The 18431-nt window shown below is 59.9% G+C and carries 13 protein-coding genes; 9 read left to right on the top strand and 4 right to left on the bottom strand.

The annotated features are described in order from the left end of the window. The first annotated feature begins 7 nt into the window (after positions 1 to 7). The 6 genes from BLO80_RS11525 to BLO80_RS11500 all read left to right on the top strand — a co-directional run bounded on the left by BLO80_RS11525 (position 8) and on the right by BLO80_RS11500 (position 5204). Positions 8 to 1255 carry a hypothetical protein gene (locus tag BLO80_RS11525; RefSeq protein ID WP_092332390.1) on the top strand — a complete coding sequence of 416 codons (1248 nt, stop codon included), beginning with the start codon at positions 8 to 10 and terminating at the stop codon, positions 1253 to 1255. Between the two features lie 60 nt (positions 1256 to 1315). Next, positions 1316 to 2548, top strand: a complete 1233-nt coding sequence (locus BLO80_RS30605; RefSeq protein WP_092332392.1) for a hypothetical protein — start codon at positions 1316 to 1318, stop codon at positions 2546 to 2548. A 61-nt stretch (positions 2549 to 2609) separates the two neighbouring features. Beyond that, positions 2610 to 3353 carry a molecular chaperone gene (locus BLO80_RS11515; RefSeq protein ID WP_175459488.1) on the top strand — a complete coding sequence of 248 codons (744 nt, stop codon included), beginning with the start codon at positions 2610 to 2612 and terminating at the stop codon, positions 3351 to 3353. A 45-nt stretch (positions 3354 to 3398) separates the two neighbouring features. Further along, the gene (locus BLO80_RS11510) at positions 3399 to 3881 is read left to right on the top strand and encodes a CS1 type fimbrial major subunit (RefSeq protein ID WP_092332291.1); all 483 of its coding nucleotides are present in this window, start codon (positions 3399 to 3401) and stop codon (positions 3879 to 3881) included. A 247-nt stretch (positions 3882 to 4128) separates the two neighbouring features. Continuing rightward, positions 4129 to 4638 carry a CS1 type fimbrial major subunit gene (locus BLO80_RS11505; RefSeq protein ID WP_092332293.1) on the top strand — a complete coding sequence of 170 codons (510 nt, stop codon included), beginning with the start codon at positions 4129 to 4131 and terminating at the stop codon, positions 4636 to 4638. A gap of 74 nt (positions 4639 to 4712) precedes the next feature. Next, positions 4713 to 5204, top strand: a complete 492-nt coding sequence (locus BLO80_RS11500) for an adhesin (protein ID WP_092332296.1) — start codon at positions 4713 to 4715, stop codon at positions 5202 to 5204. A gap of 178 nt (positions 5205 to 5382) precedes the next feature. Here BLO80_RS11500 and BLO80_RS11495 read toward each other — a convergent pair whose 3' ends face one another. Further along, positions 5383 to 8490, bottom strand: a complete 3108-nt coding sequence (locus BLO80_RS11495; RefSeq protein ID WP_092332298.1) for a transglycosylase domain-containing protein — start codon at positions 8488 to 8490, stop codon at positions 5383 to 5385. A 573-nt stretch (positions 8491 to 9063) separates the two neighbouring features. Here BLO80_RS11495 and BLO80_RS11490 point away from each other — a divergent pair. From BLO80_RS11490 to BLO80_RS11480, 3 genes are all read left to right on the top strand, one after another. Next, positions 9064 to 9543, top strand: a complete 480-nt coding sequence (locus tag BLO80_RS11490; protein WP_092332301.1) for an REP-associated tyrosine transposase — start codon at positions 9064 to 9066, stop codon at positions 9541 to 9543. 332 nt (positions 9544 to 9875) lie between these two features. After that, entirely contained in the window at positions 9876 to 11297 is a 1422-nt protein-coding gene (locus BLO80_RS11485; RefSeq protein ID WP_092332304.1) for an amino acid permease, read from the top strand. A 113-nt stretch (positions 11298 to 11410) separates the two neighbouring features. Then, the gene (locus BLO80_RS11480; protein WP_092332306.1) at positions 11411 to 12430 is read left to right on the top strand and encodes a hypothetical protein; all 1020 of its coding nucleotides are present in this window, start codon (positions 11411 to 11413) and stop codon (positions 12428 to 12430) included. Positions 12431 to 12434: 4 nt separating this feature from the next. On the opposite strand, the gene bglX is transcribed toward BLO80_RS11480, so the two are convergent. The 3 genes from bglX to BLO80_RS11465 all read right to left on the bottom strand — a co-directional run bounded on the left by bglX (position 12435) and on the right by BLO80_RS11465 (position 18141). Continuing rightward, entirely contained in the window at positions 12435 to 14744 is a 2310-nt protein-coding gene (gene bglX, locus BLO80_RS11475) for a beta-glucosidase BglX (RefSeq protein ID WP_092332309.1), read from the bottom strand. Between the two features lie 54 nt (positions 14745 to 14798). Beyond that, positions 14799 to 16391, bottom strand: coding sequence for an OpgD/OpgG family glucan biosynthesis protein (locus BLO80_RS11470; protein ID WP_092332312.1), 1593 nt, complete (start codon positions 16389 to 16391; stop codon positions 14799 to 14801). 130 nt (positions 16392 to 16521) lie between these two features. Next, complete coding sequence (locus tag BLO80_RS11465) at positions 16522 to 18141, bottom strand: FMN-binding glutamate synthase family protein (RefSeq protein ID WP_092332314.1); 1620 nt, start codon at positions 18139 to 18141, stop codon at positions 16522 to 16524. Positions 18142 to 18431 lie beyond the last annotated feature (290 nt).

Here is an 18431-nt window from a genome sequence, read left to right as displayed (position 1 = left end):
GGAGCAGATGAAGCTGTTATCAGTGGCAGCGCGTGGCCTGGTTTCGCTGTTGTTATTGGCCTGTGTGCCGACGGCCCATGCGTTGAGCCGGGATATCAGTGCGGTGTTCAGGCCTGACCCTTCGAAGCCGAACGAGAACACATTTACCAATACCACCCCGGTCAGTGGTTACTGCGCGCAATATCCGGCGCAATGCGGGACGGCAAGGATGTTCAGCATTCGATTGCCCATGACATCCAATTCCACCAGTCCTATTCAGGCAGGCCATGGAGACGTTCGGCAAGGTGCGATGTTTAAAGTGCCCGCCGGCTGGCGTACCGCACAGGTGACTCACTCAGTTACAGGTGAGACTGAAACCGTTGAAGTACGCTGGTCCGGTATCGGCTCACGTTACCAATTCCCTGGAAGCGTCGTCGATCTGGTCGGTGGAGGCGTGGATGTCATCGCTGCCCATAAGGCGTTATGGAACGGCTCAAGTTGGGTGAATGCACCCTCGCCATGCCAATACAGTGGTGTCGGGGCTTATGGCAGTAACTGGTACATGTTCTTCTGGAAGACGCCAGTAGAGAGTGCGTGTGCCAAAAGAGCCAATTATCTGATTCCCACTATGAGTTACACGTACCTGGACTTTGCCTACGAGTTGCGCACCCCAAACCCGCTGAAAATGTCGAGCGGTCTTTACACGGGGTCGTTGACCTACAGCGTTGGACCGGGCCAGGACCTCGACATGGGCGATGTCATGATCCCTTCCGATCCGATACTCACCTTGAACTTCAACCTGACTGTCGAACACACCCTCAAGGTCGAAGTCCCCCCCGGCGGCAACCGCGTCGAACTGGTCCCCCAGGACGGCTGGCAAGCCTGGCTCAACAGCGGGCGCAAGCCGACGCGACTGTTCCGCGACCAGCGCTTCCATATCTCCGCCTCTTCCCGTTTCAAGATGGCGCTGGAGTGCGAGCACATCAGCGGCAATACCTGCGCGATTTCTGAAACCGGCACCGGCCACGCCGTACCGGTGGACGTCAGCGTGACCCTGCCCGATGGCTTGACGGACGCCGGTGGGCAGCCTGTCAACCGTCGCCGATTGCTGCGCGACGGCAGTGGCACCGAGCTGTTCCAGCCGGGCCTGTATGTCGACCGCCGGCCGGGCATGCTGCACTTCGAAGTGGCTCGCAGCAGCGTCGAGGAGATGCTCGACAGCGGTGCGAAAGCCTACACCGGCAACGTCACGGTGATCTGGGATTCGGAAGTTTAAGGGCATGGATTGTCCAGCCTGAGGCGAAAGGACGGTGAGGTATCGATGAAACAGTTACCGATGGCAGTGCGTAGTGTGGTTTCAGTGGCGTTGTTGGCGTGCGCCTCGACGGCCAGTGCCGCGAACAAGGATATCACCGCAGTCTACAGGCCAGATCCTTCGAAGCCCAATGACAACACCTTCCTCAACACGACGCCAGCCTCGGGGTATTGCCAGCTTTATGCAGCGCTCTGTGAAAGGGAGAAAATCTACAGTGTGCAATTCCTGCTCAAGGCCCACTCGAACGCACCCATCCAGCCGGGACACAGCGACTCGCGACAGGGGGCGATGTTCCATATGCCTGCCACTTGGCGTCCGGCGCTGGTGACGCATACGGGGACCGGTGAAACGGAAATCGTCCAAGTACGCATAGCCGGCATAGGGACGTACTACCAGCTCCCCGTCAGCGTAATCGACCTGGTCGGTGGCGGTGTGGATATGGGAACCGCCCATTCGAAGCTTTGGGGCGGTTCTCCTTGGAGGTATGCCCCTTCGCCCTGTCAATCCTCGGGGCACTCGGGTCTGAATACCCTCGTCTACATATTCTTCTGGAAGACGCCGGTCGAAGGGGTGTGTGCCAAAAGGGCCAGTTACCTGATTCCCAGCATGACTTACCACGGCTTGAACTTTGCCTATGAGCTGCGCACACCCAATCCATTGAGAATGTCGTCCGGTCAATACATCGGTTCTGTCTCCTATGGCGTTGGTCCGGGGCAAGACCTGGACATGGGCGACGTCATGATCCCCGATGACTCGGTGCTCACACTCAATTTCAAACTGGATGTGGAGCATGCCCTCAAAGTGGAAGTACCCCCCGGCGGCAACCGCGTGGAACTGGTACCCCAAGAGGGCTGGCAAGCCTGGTTGAGCAACGGTAGCAAGCCGACGCGGCTGTTTCGCGACCAGCGCTTCCATATCTCCGCGTCCTCGCGTTTCAGGATGGCAATCGAATGCCAAACCATCAGCGGCAACACCTGCGCGATCTCCGACACCGCTACCGGCCACGCCGTGCCGGTGAACGTCAGCGTGACCTTGCCCGAAGGGTTGACGGATGCCGGCGGGCAACCGGTCAACCGGCGCCCGTTATTGCGTGACGGCAGCGGCACCGAGCTGTTCCGGCCGGATTTTTACCTCGACCGTAGAGCCGGAACGCTGCACTTCGAGGTGGGCCAGAGCAACGTCGAACAAATGCTGGACTCCGGTGCAAAAGCCTACAGCGGTAACGTCACGGTGGTCTGGGATTCAGAAGTCTAAGCGGCCCATCGGCCCACAAATTTTTAGTGAGTTGCGTCAAATGCATGAGGTTCTAAAAGCGATGAAACATTTATTGGCATGGGTTGGTTTTTCTCTGTTTTGCGGCGTGGCCCAGGCCGGTCCGCAGATTGGGGTAGGGGTGGTCTACGACTATCTGGACAGCAACAAGACCACCTACATGAAACGGATATTCAACGGCGGCACGTCTACGGCGTTCGTCAAGGTCAACATCCTGGAGATTATCTATAACGAGGACGGCACCTACCAGGAAGTGCCGCTGAAAAACCAGGACAGTGCCCAGGCCAAGGATGGCCTGATGGCCAGCCCGGCGCGGCTGATCGTGCCGGCCAACGGTGTCCAGGGCACGCGGTTGTTGTTCATGGGCAACCGCGACAAGGAACGCTACTTCCGCGTGCGCTTCGTGCCGGTGGTGCCGGAGGCCGAAGACGAGTTTGCCGTCAGCAAGGAAGAGCGCGAGCAGTATAAAAAGGAGCGTGTGGGCGCTGGGGTCAAGGTCCTGGCGGGCTACGGCACAGTGTTTTTCGTGCGGCCCAAGGAAACCCGTTTCGAGTCGGTGATCGAGGACAGCCCCAACCGCTATCTGCTGCGTAACAAGGGCAACAGCGTGGTAGTGATCGATGAGTTCAAGGACTGCGAGGCCAAGAAAGACAACGAATGCCGACCCACCACCAAGCACCACGTGATGGCCGGCCGTACGTTCTCCTTCGACAAGGAAGCGGGGCGGGAATATCGCTTCACCCTGATCGAAGGCAGCGAGAAGAAAAACGTCGAGATCAAAGGCTGACGGCTGCCGTCGCCGAACCGTCGTAGACGCCACAGGTATACAGATATGTTCAAGACACTGCTGCGCCCCCTTGCTCTGACTGCGCTCACGTTGCCCTGGGTTCCGGCCTGGGGCGCGGTCGAGCGGGAGACTTTCGAAGTCTACGTGACCATCCCGACGGCTGACTTTCATGTGGTACCCCTTGACCCGCAACTGGTCCAGCGCGAACAGCGCTTGCCCTTCAGCACCATCACCGGCGAGCTCAGCCCGTTGCGGGCCACCTATCAGGTGAAGAACAGCAACGGCTCCATCGGCGCGCGCCTCGGGGAGGAGGCGTACCTGTCCAATGGGCGTGATCGCATCGATCTGCGGGTGAAATTCAACGGCGTCGAATTGACCCTGGACTCGGCCCAGGTGGTCACCGCCATCGATGCCAGGCCGGGGCGCCAGGTGCCACTGGAAATCGCCGCGATCAAACCTTCTGACGATTACAAGCCGGGTGACTACTACGGCACGGTGCACATGGTGTTCGACGCTACCGCGCCGTAACACCCAATAAAAATCATCGAAACAACACAAAACCCTGTGGCGAAGATCATTTGAACCAGCACCGATCCCTGTGGCGAGGGAGCTTGCTCCCGCTCGGCTGCGTAGCAGACGCAACGTATCCGAAGAACGCGGTGTTTCAGGAAAAGAGCGGGGGCAAGCTCCCTCGCCACGGGGTGTGTGTTGGGTCAATGAAGGTGGGAGCAAAGTTTGCTCCTGCGCGGTTTATTACTACAAAAAGGTATCAAGCATGTTCAAGAAAGTTCTATCCGTTATTACCCTGGGCGCTGCCGCCCTTAGTCCGTCCCTGGTACTGGGCGCCGACGACGCACGTTCATCCATTCACATCGAAGCGAACATCCCGACCCAGCAATTCCATGTGCAGCCACGGGATCCGGAGTTCGGCAAGGATGAATACATGTATTACAACCCGGTGACTTACAAACTCACCTCGTTGCGCCATACCTATGATGTGAAGAACACCGACGGTTCGGTCCACGCCTACCTCGAGAATGCCAACCAGACAGGTGCCATTCATTTAACCAACGGTGTGGATATCGTGTCCCTGAGGGCTATATTCAACGGAGTACTTCTGGACGACCGACCTCAGGAGGTCGTGGACGATGCCACGTCCACACCGGGTACCCAGGCTGAAATGCGTGTCGTTGTTGCGAACCAGCCTACTCGTCCACTCTCTCCTGGCATGTACAACGCTGACTTCACGGTGATTTTCGACGCAGTGCCTCGAATCAACCCCTGATTTTGGAATGCGTGTAACGGCGGGATGCAGACAACGCTCCCGCACTTCCATAACGATAAAAAAAAGGTTTAACCGTGTTCGAAAAATTTGTATTCATCGCTGCCCTGGGCATTGTGGCCCTGGGTTCTTCGCTGGCGTGGGCTGGCGATGACGCGCGCTCATCGATCCATATCAGCGCGAACATCCCGAACAAGCAGTTTCATGTACAGCCACGCAATCCAGACTTCGGTAAGGACGAAGTCATGCATTTCAATCCTGTGAACAGAATGTTGTCCCCAGTGCGTCAGATCTTCGATGTGAAAAACACCGACGGTTCGGTTCATGCCTACATTGAAGGGAATTCCTGGTTGTTCAACGGTACTTATGGAATCCACACTGTCACCATGTTCAACAACGTTTGGTTGGAAAAAGTGCCTAAGGAAGTGGTGGATGACGCTACGTCCACGCCAGGCATGACGGCTGAGATGCGCATCTTCGTCCCTCTCCCGGTTTCTCCCATGTTGTCCGGTTTGTTCACGGGGCATATCACTGTGATCTTCGACGCGGTGCCTCGGGTTAATTCCTGATCTGAGGGCAACCCCTGATCTTTGTGGCGAGGGGATTTATCCCCGTTGGGCTGCGCAGCAGCCCTGAAAGCCGACACCACGGTGGATCAGGTTAATGGCGTGCTTTTTTAGGGGCTGCTGCGCAGCCCAGCGGGGATAAATCCCCTCGCCACAGGTACCTGCCCCAACTTGCCGTGACTCATTGACGCGCCACCAACGGCTTGCACTGGGTATGGCTTCCCGGTTGCAGGTAGGGCGAGAGAAACGGCGCCATGCCCTTGAGTACTTGTACCGGCAAGGCCGAGGTGAACTTGAAGTTCTGCGCCGACGCGCCCGGTACATAGGCGGTGAGGGTGCCGAAATGACTGTCGCCGATATAGAACACGAAGGTGGCGGTGCGGTTGATCGATTTGGAACTGATCACTCGTCCGCCGGAGCCGACCGCTTCGATGCGGTTGTCACCGGTGCCGGTCTTGCCGCCCATGGCCAGCGGCGTGCCGTCGGCCAGCTTGAAACTGCCGGCCACGCGTTTCGCGGTGCCGGCATCCACCACCTGGGACAGTGCCCCGCGCAAGGCCCGGGCCACTTCCACGGGCATCACGCGCTTGCCATTGTCCGGGTTGCTCACCAGCCGTGTCTCGTAAGGCGTGTCGATGGCAAAGTCGAGGCTGTCCACCCGCAACGCCGGTTGGCGGATGCCATCGTTGAGAATGGTGCCCACCAGTTCGGCAAGCGCAGCCGGGCGGTCACCGGAGCTGCCGATGGCGGTGGCCAGGGACGGCACCAGGTGATCGAACGGATAGCCGACTTTCTGCCAGCGCTGATGGATATCCAGAAAGGCTTCGATTTCCAGCATGGTGCGGATGCGACTGTCGCGGGCGCTCTTGTGTCGGCTCTTGAACAGCCAGGCGTAGACTTCCTGGCGCTCGAACTGGCTGGCCTTGACGATCTGGCTGAACTTGGCGTCGGGGTTGTTCAGCAGGTAACCCATCAACCACAGGTCCAGCGGGTGGACCTTGGCGATGAAGCCCTGGTCCGGCAGGTCATAGGCGCCGGGGCCATAGCTTTGGTAGAGCCGTTCGAGGCGTTCGTCGGTGAGTTTTTCGGCGCTCTTGGCTGACTTCAAATGGGCGCGCACGAAGCGGTTGAAGCTCTCCTGGCTGTCGTTGGGAAAGAAATAGCGGTGCACGGCGGCCAGGCGGATAGCGGTGGGGCGCATGCCGTCGAGGAATGTTTCCAGGCGCTGGCCGGTGTCCTTTTTCTGGTATTTCTTCCAGAACCTGAGCAGGAACGAGGTGCCTTCGCGGTCGGCGAATTGGGCCAGGTATTCCTGGCGGCGCGGGTCCTTGTCGTCCTTGAGCAGTTCGGAACTGTTGTTGGGCCCGGCATAGGTGGCGTAGCGCACCAGGTCGCGCATCAGACGGATGAACGGCAGGTTGATCGACTCCCGCAGGGCGTCGCGCAACGTCGGGTTGCGACCGTTGTCCTCGTTGCGGAAGTTGTGGAAGGTGTGCAGCCCGCCGCCGGTAAAAAAGGCTTCGCCAGGGCTGGCCGAGTAGGTCCGGTCCAGCGCGGCCTCGAGCATCGTCGGCAGGCTGCGGTCGGTGTTCTGGATCAGGTAGTCGACGGCCCAGCGGGAGAGGCGGTCCTGCTCGGCGACTTCGGTTTTCTTCAACGCCGCTGGGGTCTGCTGGGCATAACGGTCGTGCAGTTCGGCGATGATCTGCAGGTAGGTGGTGAGCACCCGCAACTTGGCGGTGGAGCCCAGTTCCAGCTTGCTGCCTTCATTGATGTCGAAAGGCTGGTCGGTGCTGTCGGTCTGCACCCGCACGCGCGAGCCATCGGGGGTCAGTTCCAGCAGGGTGAAGCTGTAGCGCACCTGGGTGGTGCTGGTGGGGGTCAGCAGGCGTTCTCCCATCAGGCCGATCTCGGTCGCGAAGGCCGGGTCGGCCAAGCGCTTGAGGTAGTCGGTGGCCTGGGCCTGCAAATCGCTTTGCAAGGTGCTGGTGGCGGACAGGTCGAGGCGATCGAGGTCGTACAGCGGACGGTTGAGCAGGGTGGCGAGGCGACTGCGGGCGGCGCTGATGCCTTTGTTGGTTTCGTTGGGCTGCACGGTCGGGTCCTGGACCCAGTCGCGATAGCTGACCTTGCTCGCCAGGGCCGCCTCGGCCAGCGCCGCGTCGATCACGCCGTTCTGTGCCAGCAGGCGGATGTGGCTATCGGTCAGGCGCGCCAGTTCATCGTGACCCTTGGACAGGTAATGGGACGGCCGGCGCTGGGCGATCATCAGCGACAGCATCTCGCGCAGGGCTAGGCCTTTTTCCGCCAGGCTCTGGGGATCGGTCGCGGTGCTGGCCAAGCGCTCATTGGCCCGATTGAAGTCGGCGCCATACCAGACCCGCAAGCCTTCGGCCATGCCATGGACTTCACCATGCCCCGGCACGGCGGAAAGCGGCACGCTGTTGAGGTAGTCACGAATGATCCGCTGCCGCGCCTCGAGGGTTTGCGGGCCGCCCTGGTAAGCGCGCACGCTGGCGGAAATCATCTGGCGGATTTTCTCCGCGCCGGACACGGTCAGGCCCTCAGGCGAGTGACGGTATTTCTCCAGTTGCGTGGCCAAGGTGCTGCCCCCGGCGGATTGCCCCGGCAGGCTCAACAGCTTGGCGACTTGCGACCAGGCCGCCATGCCGAAGCGCGGCCAGTCCACGGCCGGGTTGGCCAAGGGTTGCTTGGGGTCGAGCAGAAAACGGTTCTCGATGAACAACAGGCTCTGCACCACCACGGGCGGGATCGCTTCGAAGTTCGCGTACAGCTGTTGCGGGTACTTGAACTGATAGACCGGCGCGGCGCGGCAGTCGGTGATGGTCAGTCCAGCCTGGATCTTTTCCGCGTAGGGTACGAACAGGCCTTTTTCGACGTAGTCCATCAACGCCGGCGAAAACCGCGCCTGTGCCTGGATAACGTAGTCACGCTTGAGCAGCCGCGGCAGGAACTCCCCCAGCGCGCTGTAGCCCAAGCGCCGGTCGAACGGGCCTGCGCCAGGGTAGACGATGGCATCGCTGGGCCCCGGCTGCACCGAGTAACTCAGGGACGCGGCATACTGGCTGAGCTCCCGGGCCTGAAACCGCGACGTGCGCATTTCCTTGGTCACTGCGAGGCCGACCACCACCACGATAATCAGCAACAACAACCAGAATGCCCGCCAGCCATGTCGTGCGCGGCGTTTTTTTTGAGGTAAAGGCGCTTCTTCCATACGTTCAGTCGGGACCACAGGTTCATTTGAATCGGTTTGCCACAAAGCGCCCATAGTCGACTGATCCATTAAGCAGATTGATCGGACTTGCTTGAAGCTTAGACGGTGGTTGGCGTGGGGGAGGGGAAATTGTGGGCAAGCCCATACACGAACACTTGTGAGAGGCCATTGGCTGAGGAACTTTTGTGGCGAGGGAGCTTGCTCCCGCTCGGCTGCGCAGCAGACGCAACGGTGGCATGGGCTGAAGCGTTTTCAGCGGTTGAAAAGCGAGGGCGGCTTCGCCCCCCAGCGGGAGCAAGCTCCCTCGCCACGGTCGGTATGCCTTCAGGATGGGGACTGCCTGCCTGGAGTGAAGAAATGCCCGGGTGTTTGGGGGGGGGATGGTCTGACAGGCTTTTGTGGCGAGGGAGCTTGCTCCCGCTCGGCTGCGCAGCAGACGCAACGGTGGCATGGTTGAAGTGTTTTCAGCAGTTGAAAAAGCGAGGGCGGCTTCGCCCCCCAGCGGGAGCAAGCTCCCTCGCCACGGGTACTACGTCGTTTTCGGAAAAGTCGCTCAACCATCATCGCGTCGGATCGTCGTGGGAGAGGCTACCGTAAGTAGGTCTCCCAACCACAGGAAGCCAAAGCATGCATCCTCCACGCCCAAACTCCCATTGCTTGCGTCGCGGACGCTCTTCGGAACCGGGGCGAGGTTACCTCGTCACTACGGTCGTTCACCGACGCATACCTATCTTCAAGAACTGGCAGTTGGGCCGCTTATTGGTGGCAGAAATGCGCTTGGCCCATGAGCGAGGCCAGGTCAATTCGCTGGCCTGGGTTGTGATGCCGGATCACCTGCATTGGTTGGTGCAGCTAGAGCAGGCTCAGCTCCCCCATGTGATGCAGATGGTCAAATCCCGCAGCACGCTCACAATCAACCGAGCAATGAACAGAAAAGGCGCGTTCTGGCAAAGCGGCTTCCATGATCGCGCGATCCGGGACAACGAGGACCTACGGCCTTGCGCACGCTACATCATTGCCAATCCGCTTCGTGCAGGTTTGGTGGATCGCATTGGCAATTATCCACTGTGGGACACAGTGTGGCTCGGTGAGGGACGTGATGTCTGAAAGCTTTGCACTAGAGCCATCGCCCCATGCCAAAACATGACGCTGCACCATCACTGTGCAATACTCGGCGGCGTTTCCGAGAGGTCTGAATCCCAGACAACACCTCTCTAAAAGTCGATTCTGGCGCAGGCTTATCCCTGAATTTCCCTGGTTTTACAGTGAATCTTTCTATCCCTGGCTTTTTATACTGCATGACCCGCTGATCCTGAGGTTGTCGTTCCACAGGACGGTCTGCCCACAAGACAGACCCGGTTTCGGCAAGGCGGCAGGCTTACCGGCCTGCGGCTTTGGACACTCGGTGGCTAATCCAATAACAAGACGAGGTTATCCCTATGCCTGTCGGCAATCATCTGCCCCATGGCGAGACCGCTCAGGGCGGTCCGCTCAAACGTGAACTCGGCGAGCGGCATATCCGCCTGATGGCGCTTGGCGCCTGCATCGGTGTCGGGCTGTTCCTCGGTTCGGCCAAGGCCATCGAAATGGCCGGCCCGGCGATCATGCTGTCCTACATCATTGGCGGCCTGGCGATCCTGGTGATTATGCGCGCCCTCGGTGAAATGGCCGTGCACAACCCGGTGGCCGGTTCGTTCAGCCGCTATGCCCAGGATTACCTCGGCCCACTGGCAGGTTTCCTGACCGGTTGGAACTACTGGTTCCTGTGGCTGGTGACCTGTGTGGCGGAGATCACCGCCGTGGCGGTGTACATGGGCATCTGGTTCCCCGATGTGCCCCGCTGGATCTGGGCCTTGGCGGCACTGGTCAGCATGGGCTCGATCAACCTGATCGCGGTCAAGGCCTTCGGCGAATTCGAATTCTGGTTCGCGCTGATCAAGATCGTCACCATCATCGCCATGGTCATCGGTGGCGTCGGCATCATCGCCTTTGGCTTCGGCAACGACGGTGTAGCCCTGGGCATTTCCAACCTCTGGGCCCACGGCGGCTTCATGCCCAACGGCGTGTCCGGCGTGTTGATGTCCCTGCAAATGGTCATGTTCGCCTACCTGGGTGTGGAGATGATCGGCCTGACCGCCGGTGAAGCGAAGAACCCACAGAAAACCATCCCCAACGCCATCGGTTCGGTGTTCTGGCGGATCCTGCTGTTCTACGTCGGCGCGCTGTTCGTGATCCTGTCGATCTACCCGTGGAACGAGATCGGCACCCAGGGCAGCCCGTTCGTGATGACCTTCGAGCGCCTGGGCATCAAGACCGCCGCCGGCATCATCAATTTCGTGGTGATCACCGCCGCACTGTCGTCCTGCAACGGCGGCATCTTCAGCACCGGGCGGATGCTCTACAGCCTGGCGCAGAACGGCCAGGCCCCGGCCGGTTTCGCCAAGACCTCGACCAACGGCGTGCCGCGTCGCGCATTGCTGCTGTCCATCGCCGCGCTGCTGCTGGGCGTGTTGCTCAATTACCTGGTGCCGGAAAAGGTCTTCGTCTGGGTGACCTCCATTGCCACCTTCGGCGCGATCTGGACCTGGGTGATGATCCTGCTGGCCCAGCTCAAATTCCGCCGAGGCCTGAGCGCTTCCGAGCGTGCGGCCTTGAAGTACCGCATGTGGCTGTACCCGGTCAGCTCGTACTTGGCCCTGGCGTTCCTGGTGCTGGTGGTGGGGTTGATGGCGTACTTCCCGGATACCCGCGTGGCGTTGTATGTGGGGCCGGCGTTTCTGGTGTTGCTGACTGTGTTGTTTTATGCCTTCAAGTTGCAGCCGACGGGGGAGGGGCAGGGCGCGGTGGGTTCGGTTTCATAGCTCCGGTCCGTCAGGCCCTGTAGCGGCAACGCTACTGTCAGGTTTGACAGTAGCGTCGTTCAAATCATGCGGGTTATGGTCGGGGGATACTTCCGAAATCACGGTAACTCCCGATGTATTTCTCATTAGGCCAGCCGTTTTGCGCTTTAACCCGTGCACCGGAAAAGACCCTGAAGCGGATAGCATGGGGGATTGTCTTCGCTGCGCTGTTGATCGGATGTGCGACGATACGCAGTGGCGATGATTGGGTAACAGTCATCAACGCTACGTATCCGACGGGCTGTGCGGAGGAGGACAACGTTTATGTGAAACTGGTCGGAAACGCCATCCAGACGTTCCGAATCGAAGCGTTGCATCCGGCCTACATCGACTCGCTGGGATCAGATCGGTCGGCCCCGGATTTTTCCGGTTGCTCTTTCGATGGAAGCGCCAATGCACAGGACCCGGTATTTACCTTCACCCCCTGGCGCAGGGTGCTTTGGGAATCGGATGAGCTCCTGGTCAACGGGATTACGCTGGAGCGTTTCTGGCGTGCTCAATCCGTCGATGTCAATGTCCTGGGCGAGCAACAAGGCACCGTGCATCTGGTTCAGGTGTTCCTTAAAGACAAGCACCGGCCGGAACAAGCTCCCGAGGAGTTCCTGGTATTTTACCCCACGGATGGGTATTGGCGTCTCAAGCCGCTTGCGGCACCTCATCTCAAAACGGGCGCATATGGCACGTCTTTTCTCGTTGGCCCGATCGAAGAGGCTCTTCGACCTGTAGTCGATTTGGCAAAGGTTGAGTTCGTACCGGCAACCTGGACGTTTGAGCTCGACTATCGAGACGGCTCTCACGGCAGCATGAAAATAGTCGAAATCAATCAGCAACGTGCCGTGCTGGATTATTCCCATAACCGGCCATCGACTCTGGACAGGCCTTTCGCCGCTGTCCGTTCCATGTACGTTGCCGCTGATAATGCCGATGTCTCGCAAGTATCTTTTCATCGGCCGGGTTCGAGCGATGAAGTCGATGAGCCCTTGGATGAGTTCAGGCGTGCGGATGTGCAGACTGTCCGGTTGGGGCGCACGACGCTCTCAAGGCATAACGCTTCGGCACCTGATATGTGGTTTGGTCGTTTCGAGCGGCAGTGAAGACTTAACGCACGGGCGTATCGTCGCGTAACCACCGCGGAATGGCCGAGCCACGCCCCATCAGTTGGGCGCCTTTGGTCACCTCGAAACTGGCCTGATTGTCCGTGGTGGAGCTACCCCCGACGAAAACAGTGAATGTCCCGGATTCGACAAGTCGCAGATAATCGGTGCCCAGCAACGCGAAGTCGTCCTGATCGAGTAAAAACTCGACGGTCTTCGATTCGCCGGGCGCCAGTCGAACCTTGGAAAAACCACGCAATGTCCGCACGGGGCGCGTCACGCTTGCGGTGTTCTGGCGCAAATACAACTGAACTGTTTCGTCACCTGCTCGTTGACCGCTGTTGCGGACCGTCACCTGTACCGTCAGCGTTTCGTCGAAGGCCAGGCGCTGCCTACTGAGGGTTGGCGTTCCATAGGTGAAGGTGGTGTAGCTCAAGCCATGACCAAACGGGTAGAGCGGGGTCCAGGGTTCGTCCATGTACTTGGACGAAAAGACACTGGTTTTGCTCGGTGGTCGACCGGTGTTCTTGTGACCCTGGTAAAGAGGGATCTGTCCGACCGAGCGTGGAAAGGTGATGGGAAGTTTGCCGCTGGGATTGAAATCGCCAAATAGCACATCGGCTACCGCATGGCCCATTTCCGAACCCAGAAACCAGGTTTCGAGGATTGCCGGTACCTGTTCGTCGAGGGAGGGTATGGCCAGTGGGCGGCCATTCATCAGGATGACCACCAACGGTTTGCCGGTTTCGAGCAACTGAGCGAGCAGTGCGTTCTGCGCGCCAGGCAAGCCAAGGGAGGCGCGGCTGCGGGCTTCGCCACTCATCTGTGCTGTTTCGCCGAGTACGGCAACCACCGCATCGGCGTCCCTGGCGTCGCGCTGGATCTGGTCGATATCCACAAGGTTGGTGTCGTCGGGGGAGGCTCCAGGTCGGTAGACGATCTGGGTTGTGGATGCTACGGCGCGTTTTATGCCTTCCAGCACGGTGATCGACTCTTCGGCCCGCCCCACGCCTGACCAGGGGCCCAATGTGGATGGCGCATCGTTCGCCAAGGCTCCGACTACGACAAGCTTGCGCAGTTGCTTGGACAGCGGCAGCAGCGAGTGGTCGTTTTTCAATAGAACGATGGATTTTTGCGCGGCTTCCCGGGCCAGCGCACGGGTGGGGAGGGTCAGCAGCAACGCCCGTTCACGCGCCTGATCGCTGTAGCGATAGGGATCCTCGAACAACCCCAGCCGCTGCTTGACCAGGAGGATTCGTCGTACTGCATCGTTCAGTTGGCGTTCTGAAAGTTGACCGTTGCGCACCAATGTCGGTAGCTCGCTAGCGTAGTCGCCGCCCACCATATCAATATCGACCGTCGCGTCGAATGCCCGCAACGTGGCGGTTCGGGACGTCGATGCGATACCGTGCAGAATCAGTTCGTGAATGCCACTGTAATCACTGACGATAACTCCCTGAAACCCCCAGTCGTTGCGTAACTTATCCTTAAGCAACGATTGATTAGCATGCATCGGTACGCCATTTACTTCGTTGAATCCGGGCATGATCGCATCGACGCCGGCCTGCACGGCTGCACGAAATGGAGTGAGATAAACTTCCTCCAGTGTGCGTTCGGACATATCAGAGGTGTTGTAGTCGCGCCCCCCTTCGGCCGCACCGTAACCGACGAAATGTTTCGCGGTAGAGAGCATCTTCGAGGTGTCGGGAGCTCCGTCGCCACGAAAACCGCGGACGCGTGAAGCGGCCAGCGCCGCACCCAGAAACGGGTCTTCCCCGGCGCCTTCTACCACCCGGCCCCAGCGGGGATCTCTCGCAATGTCCACCATAGGCGCGTAGGTCCAGTGTACGCCTGCTGCCGTTGCTTCGGCGGCGGCGGCCCTTGCGGTGCGTCGTGATAAGTCAGGGTCCCAGGCCGATGCCTCGGCCAGCGGCACGGGGAAGAGGGTTCGGAAGCCGTGGATCACATCGAAGGAGAACAGCAGTGGGATATGCAAGCGCGAGCCTTCGACGGCTTCGCGTTGCAGTTTTCGGGTGTCCTCGGCGCCATACACGCCCAGCACAGAACCGACATCAGTGAGGGCAAGGGGGCGCGAACTTTTGTTATCCACCACCGGGCCGGTGGGGGTGGGTTGCATACCCATTTGAGTCAGCTGACCGGCTTTCTCTTCGAGGGTCATCCGCCCGATCAACTGTTCTATAAAGGCGTTTTTATGCCTGACCAAGCCGCCATCGGCGTCGGTCGTAGACTCGAGCCAGAGCAACGCAGCCAGCGTACCGAGCAGGACGGCTGTGGCAAGGCGCATCAGATTCATGGTGTCAGACCCTTCGTATGCACGTCAGGTGAGCACTGGCTGCGTCACCGCAGCTTATGACGGCTCGAACGGGTGATATTGATAAAGCCACGTCTCTGAGAGCGTTTCGCTCTGCAGACCCAGGTACAGGCGCATTTCCACAGGGTCGCCACCTTCGACATTCAGATCGAACTGAGCACGCCAATGGCCCGCCTCGTCATCCGGCACGGGTTCGGTGAACACGTTTGAAAACGTTCCCCTGGAAGCCCAGAGCACGGCATCGGGTTTCACGCCGAAGGGCAGCTTTTTCAGCGGAGCGCCCGCGAACTCCACGACAAATTTACGCACACCCTTGGGACGTGGCTGGCCAGGTTGGCCTCCGTTCCCTAGCCGTGTCGCTACACAACGTGCCAGATCGGAGGGATAGGGCTCGTCGGCCAGCCAGTGCAGGCGATATTTCAACCGGTATTGATGACCTGCCTCGGCGGGTTCCTTGGGTACCCACATCGCGACGATGTTGTCGTGGATTTCATCGTCAGTGGGAATTTCCACCAGTTGGACGCTGCCTTCCCCCCAGTCTCCGAGCGGCTCGACCCACAAACTGGGGCGACGCTGATAATTCACGCCGTCCAGGTAGTGATCGAAATTGCGGTCGCGCTGCAGGAGCCCGAAACCTCGCGGTTGCTTGTCCGAAAACGCCGACGCCATGGTGCGCGGAGGATTGTTGAGCGGGCGCCAGATATGCTCACCCGTCCCGGTCCATAACGCCAGGCCATCGGAGTCGTGGATTTCTGGGCGCCAGTCGACCGCGGTACGCTTGGCCGCTTCGCTAAACCAGTACATGGAGGTCAGCGGGGCGATGCCGAAGCGATCGACGTTCTGACGCAGGAACAGGGCCGTTTCGATGTCCATGATCACCCCTTTGGTGCGGTTGATCACGAAGCGATAGGCACCACACAGGCTGGGACCGTCGAGCAGTGCGTACAGGGTCATGCTCGGCTGGCGATTGTCGGCGGGTGTCTCGATCCAGAAATCGGTGAAGGTGGGAAACTCTTCGGCCATACCCGCTTGTGCGACGTTCAATGCGATCCCCCGCGCAGAAAGGCCGTATTGGTACTGTTCTCCTATGGCTCGAAAATAGGAGGCGCCGAGAAATGCCACCCAATCGTTCTGCTTCCAGTCGAGATTCTTCTGCTTGCCCAGCCGGCTTTCCTGGAGGCGCAAACCGGCAAAGCCGCTATTGGGCGCGAGTGCCTGGGCCGGGCTGTCGGCGGGCATATCGAAGAGCGTTTTGTCATAAGGGATGTCATGGGCGATGCCGTCGGTGACGACATGCATTTTGACCGGGGTGCGAAAGAATTTTCCCATATGGAAGAAGGTGACGGGGTACTGGCCGGGCCCGTTGGCAAAAAGCGCACGTGCGCTGTCAAATCGAACCTTGCCCAGCACCTCGTAATCGATGTTCGCCAGCAGGTGCTCGGGGACAGCGGTCGACTTGACGTAGGGCTTGAGCGCCGTTGCTTCGGCGAGCTGGATCAGTGTGTCAAAGCTGAAGGGGAGCGGGGTGTCGGGCTTCACGTCGCTGGCCAATACCGAGATAGGCAGAGGCAACGAGGCCAATGCTGCACAAAGTGATGTGATGCTCACCAGATCGCGGCGCGTCAACATAGTATCGTCCCTGCAATTGAACTCTGAAGGGATGTTCAATTGAAGGGACATAGCCGTCTACTGTCAGAGTTGACAGGTGGGGAGCGCCGACACCTCGGTCATTCGAGGCTTTCGGGCCCTCCGTTCACGGTTACGCAGCCCCCGCTTCCAAAGGCTCAAAACTGTCCGCCCGCGCCATCTGCCACATCCGCGAATAAAACGCCCCATTGACCTCACCGGTCAGCAATTCCCCCGGCTTCAGAAACACGTGCAACTCAGAGAACAACTTGACCTCGGTGGCCGACATCCGCCGTACCAAATGCTTGGGCTGCAATTGCGACGGGTGTTCGAGCCCGGCGGCGGCGAGCATTTCGGCCAGGGCCTTGAGGGTGTTGCGGTGGAAGTTGTAGACCCGCTGGGCCTTGTCCGGGACGACCAGGGCGCGCTGGCGCAAGGTGTCCTGGGTGGCGACGCCGGTGGGGCATTTGTTGGTGTGGCAGCTTTGGGACTGGATGCAGCCGATGGCGAACATGAAGCCGCGCGCGGCGTTGGCCCAGTCGGCGCCGATGGCCAGGACGCTGGCGATGTCGAAGGCGCTGACGATCTTGCCACTGGCGCCGAGCTTGATCTTGTCCCGCAGGTTCAGGCCCACCAGGGTGTTGTGCACGAACAGCAGGCCCTCGCGCAGCGGCACGCCGATGTGATCGGTGAATTCCACGGGCGCCGCGCCCGTGCCGCCTTCCTTGCCGTCCACTACGATGAAGTCGGGCAGGATCCCGGTTTCCAGCATGGCCTTGGCGATGCCCATGAATTCCCAGGGATGGCCCAGGCAGAATTTGAAGCCCACCGGTTTGCCCCCGGACAGCTCACGCAGTTGCTGGACGAATTGCATCAGTTCGATGGGGGTGGAAAACGCGCTGTGACGTGATGGGGACACGCAATCCTCGCCCATGAGGATGCCACGGGTCTCGGCGATTTCCCGGGTGACCTTGTGCTTGGGCAGGATCCCGCCGTGGCCGGGTTTGGCGCCCTGGCTCATCTTGATTTCGATCATCCGCACCTGCGGGTTCTGTGCCTGGGCGGCGAAGCGCTCGGGGTCGAAGCGCCCGTCGCTGGTGCGACAGCCAAAATAGCCACTGCCCAGTTCCCAGGTCAGGTCGCCACCGTGTTCGCGGTGGTAGGGGCTGATGCTGCCTTCACCGGTGTCATGGGCGAAGTTGCCTAGCTTCGCCCCCTGGTTCAACGCCCGGATGGCATTGGCGCTCAGGGAGCCGAAGCTCATGGCCGAGATGTTGAACACCGATGCTGAGTACGGCTGGGTGCACTGCGGGCCGCCGACGATCACGCGAAAACCGCTGGGGTCGCTCAGCGGGGCCGGGCGCATGGAATGGCCGATGAATTCGAAGCCGGTCTGGTACACGTCGATCAAGGTGCCGAACGGCTTGTCGGCGCTTTCGTTCTTGGCCCGGGAATACACCAGCGAGCGTTGGGCCCGGGAGAAGGGCAGGGCATCGCTGTCGGATTCGAGCAGGTACTGGCGGATCTCCGGGCGGATGCCTTCGACCAGATAGCGGATGTTGCCCAGGATCGGGTAATTGCGCCGTACGGCATGGCGGCTTTGCAGCAAGTCGAACACTCCCAACAGGCTCAACAGCCCGGTCACCAGCGCAATGGGCCAGAGCCAGTCGTGTTGCAGGAATGGCAGGCTGGCGAGGGTGAAGATGACACAGCCAGCAAAGAAGGCGTAACGACTCAGCAGAGACAGGCTCATACGGTTTCCTTGGGGGGAGCGATTGGCGAGACATTAGCTTGGAATTCAGCTTGTGGCGAGGGTGCTTGCTCCCGCTGGGCTGCGAAGCAGCCGGCCTACCGCTATCGCGAGCAAGCTCGCTCCCACAATTGGATTGGCGGCGACGCTCGGCAGTTGTGGTGAGGGAGCTTGCCACAGGGGCTGTATGTTGGCTGGAGTAACGAACGCCAGAAAAACCTGTGGGAGCGAGCTTGCTCGCGATGGCAGTCGTCCGCTCGACACCTGCATTGACTGGCCTATCGCTATCGCTA

Source organism: Pseudomonas sp. NFACC56-3 (assembly GCF_900100025.1).
GTDB lineage: Bacteria > Pseudomonadota > Gammaproteobacteria > Pseudomonadales > Pseudomonadaceae > Aquipseudomonas > Aquipseudomonas fluorescens_AA.
The sequence above is the reverse complement of the archived record's forward strand: the minus strand, read 5'-3'. Positions and strand labels throughout refer to the sequence as shown.

Coding starts and splice junctions, on each gene's coding strand:
- BLO80_RS11525 (WP_092332390.1), top strand. CDS start 8: ATGAAGCTGTTATCAGTGGCAGCGCGTGGCCTGGTTTCGCTGTTGTTA.
- BLO80_RS30605 (WP_092332392.1), top strand. CDS start 1,316: ATGGCAGTGCGTAGTGTGGTTTCAGTGGCGTTGTTGGCGTGCGCCTCG.
- BLO80_RS11515 (WP_175459488.1), top strand. CDS start 2,610: ATGAAACATTTATTGGCATGGGTTGGTTTTTCTCTGTTTTGCGGCGTG.
- BLO80_RS11510 (WP_092332291.1), top strand. CDS start 3,399: ATGTTCAAGACACTGCTGCGCCCCCTTGCTCTGACTGCGCTCACGTTG.
- BLO80_RS11505 (WP_092332293.1), top strand. CDS start 4,129: ATGTTCAAGAAAGTTCTATCCGTTATTACCCTGGGCGCTGCCGCCCTT.
- BLO80_RS11495 (WP_092332298.1), bottom strand. CDS start 8,490: ATGGGCGCTTTGTGGCAAACCGATTCAAATGAACCTGTGGTCCCGACT.
- BLO80_RS11490 (WP_092332301.1), top strand. CDS start 9,064: ATGCATCCTCCACGCCCAAACTCCCATTGCTTGCGTCGCGGACGCTCT.
- BLO80_RS11485 (WP_092332304.1), top strand. CDS start 9,876: ATGCCTGTCGGCAATCATCTGCCCCATGGCGAGACCGCTCAGGGCGGT.
- BLO80_RS11480 (WP_092332306.1), top strand. CDS start 11,411: ATGTATTTCTCATTAGGCCAGCCGTTTTGCGCTTTAACCCGTGCACCG.
- bglX (WP_092332309.1), bottom strand. CDS start 14,744: ATGAATCTGATGCGCCTTGCCACAGCCGTCCTGCTCGGTACGCTGGCT.
- BLO80_RS11470 (WP_092332312.1), bottom strand. CDS start 16,391: ATGTTGACGCGCCGCGATCTGGTGAGCATCACATCACTTTGTGCAGCA.
- BLO80_RS11465 (WP_092332314.1), bottom strand. CDS start 18,141: ATGAGCCTGTCTCTGCTGAGTCGTTACGCCTTCTTTGCTGGCTGTGTC.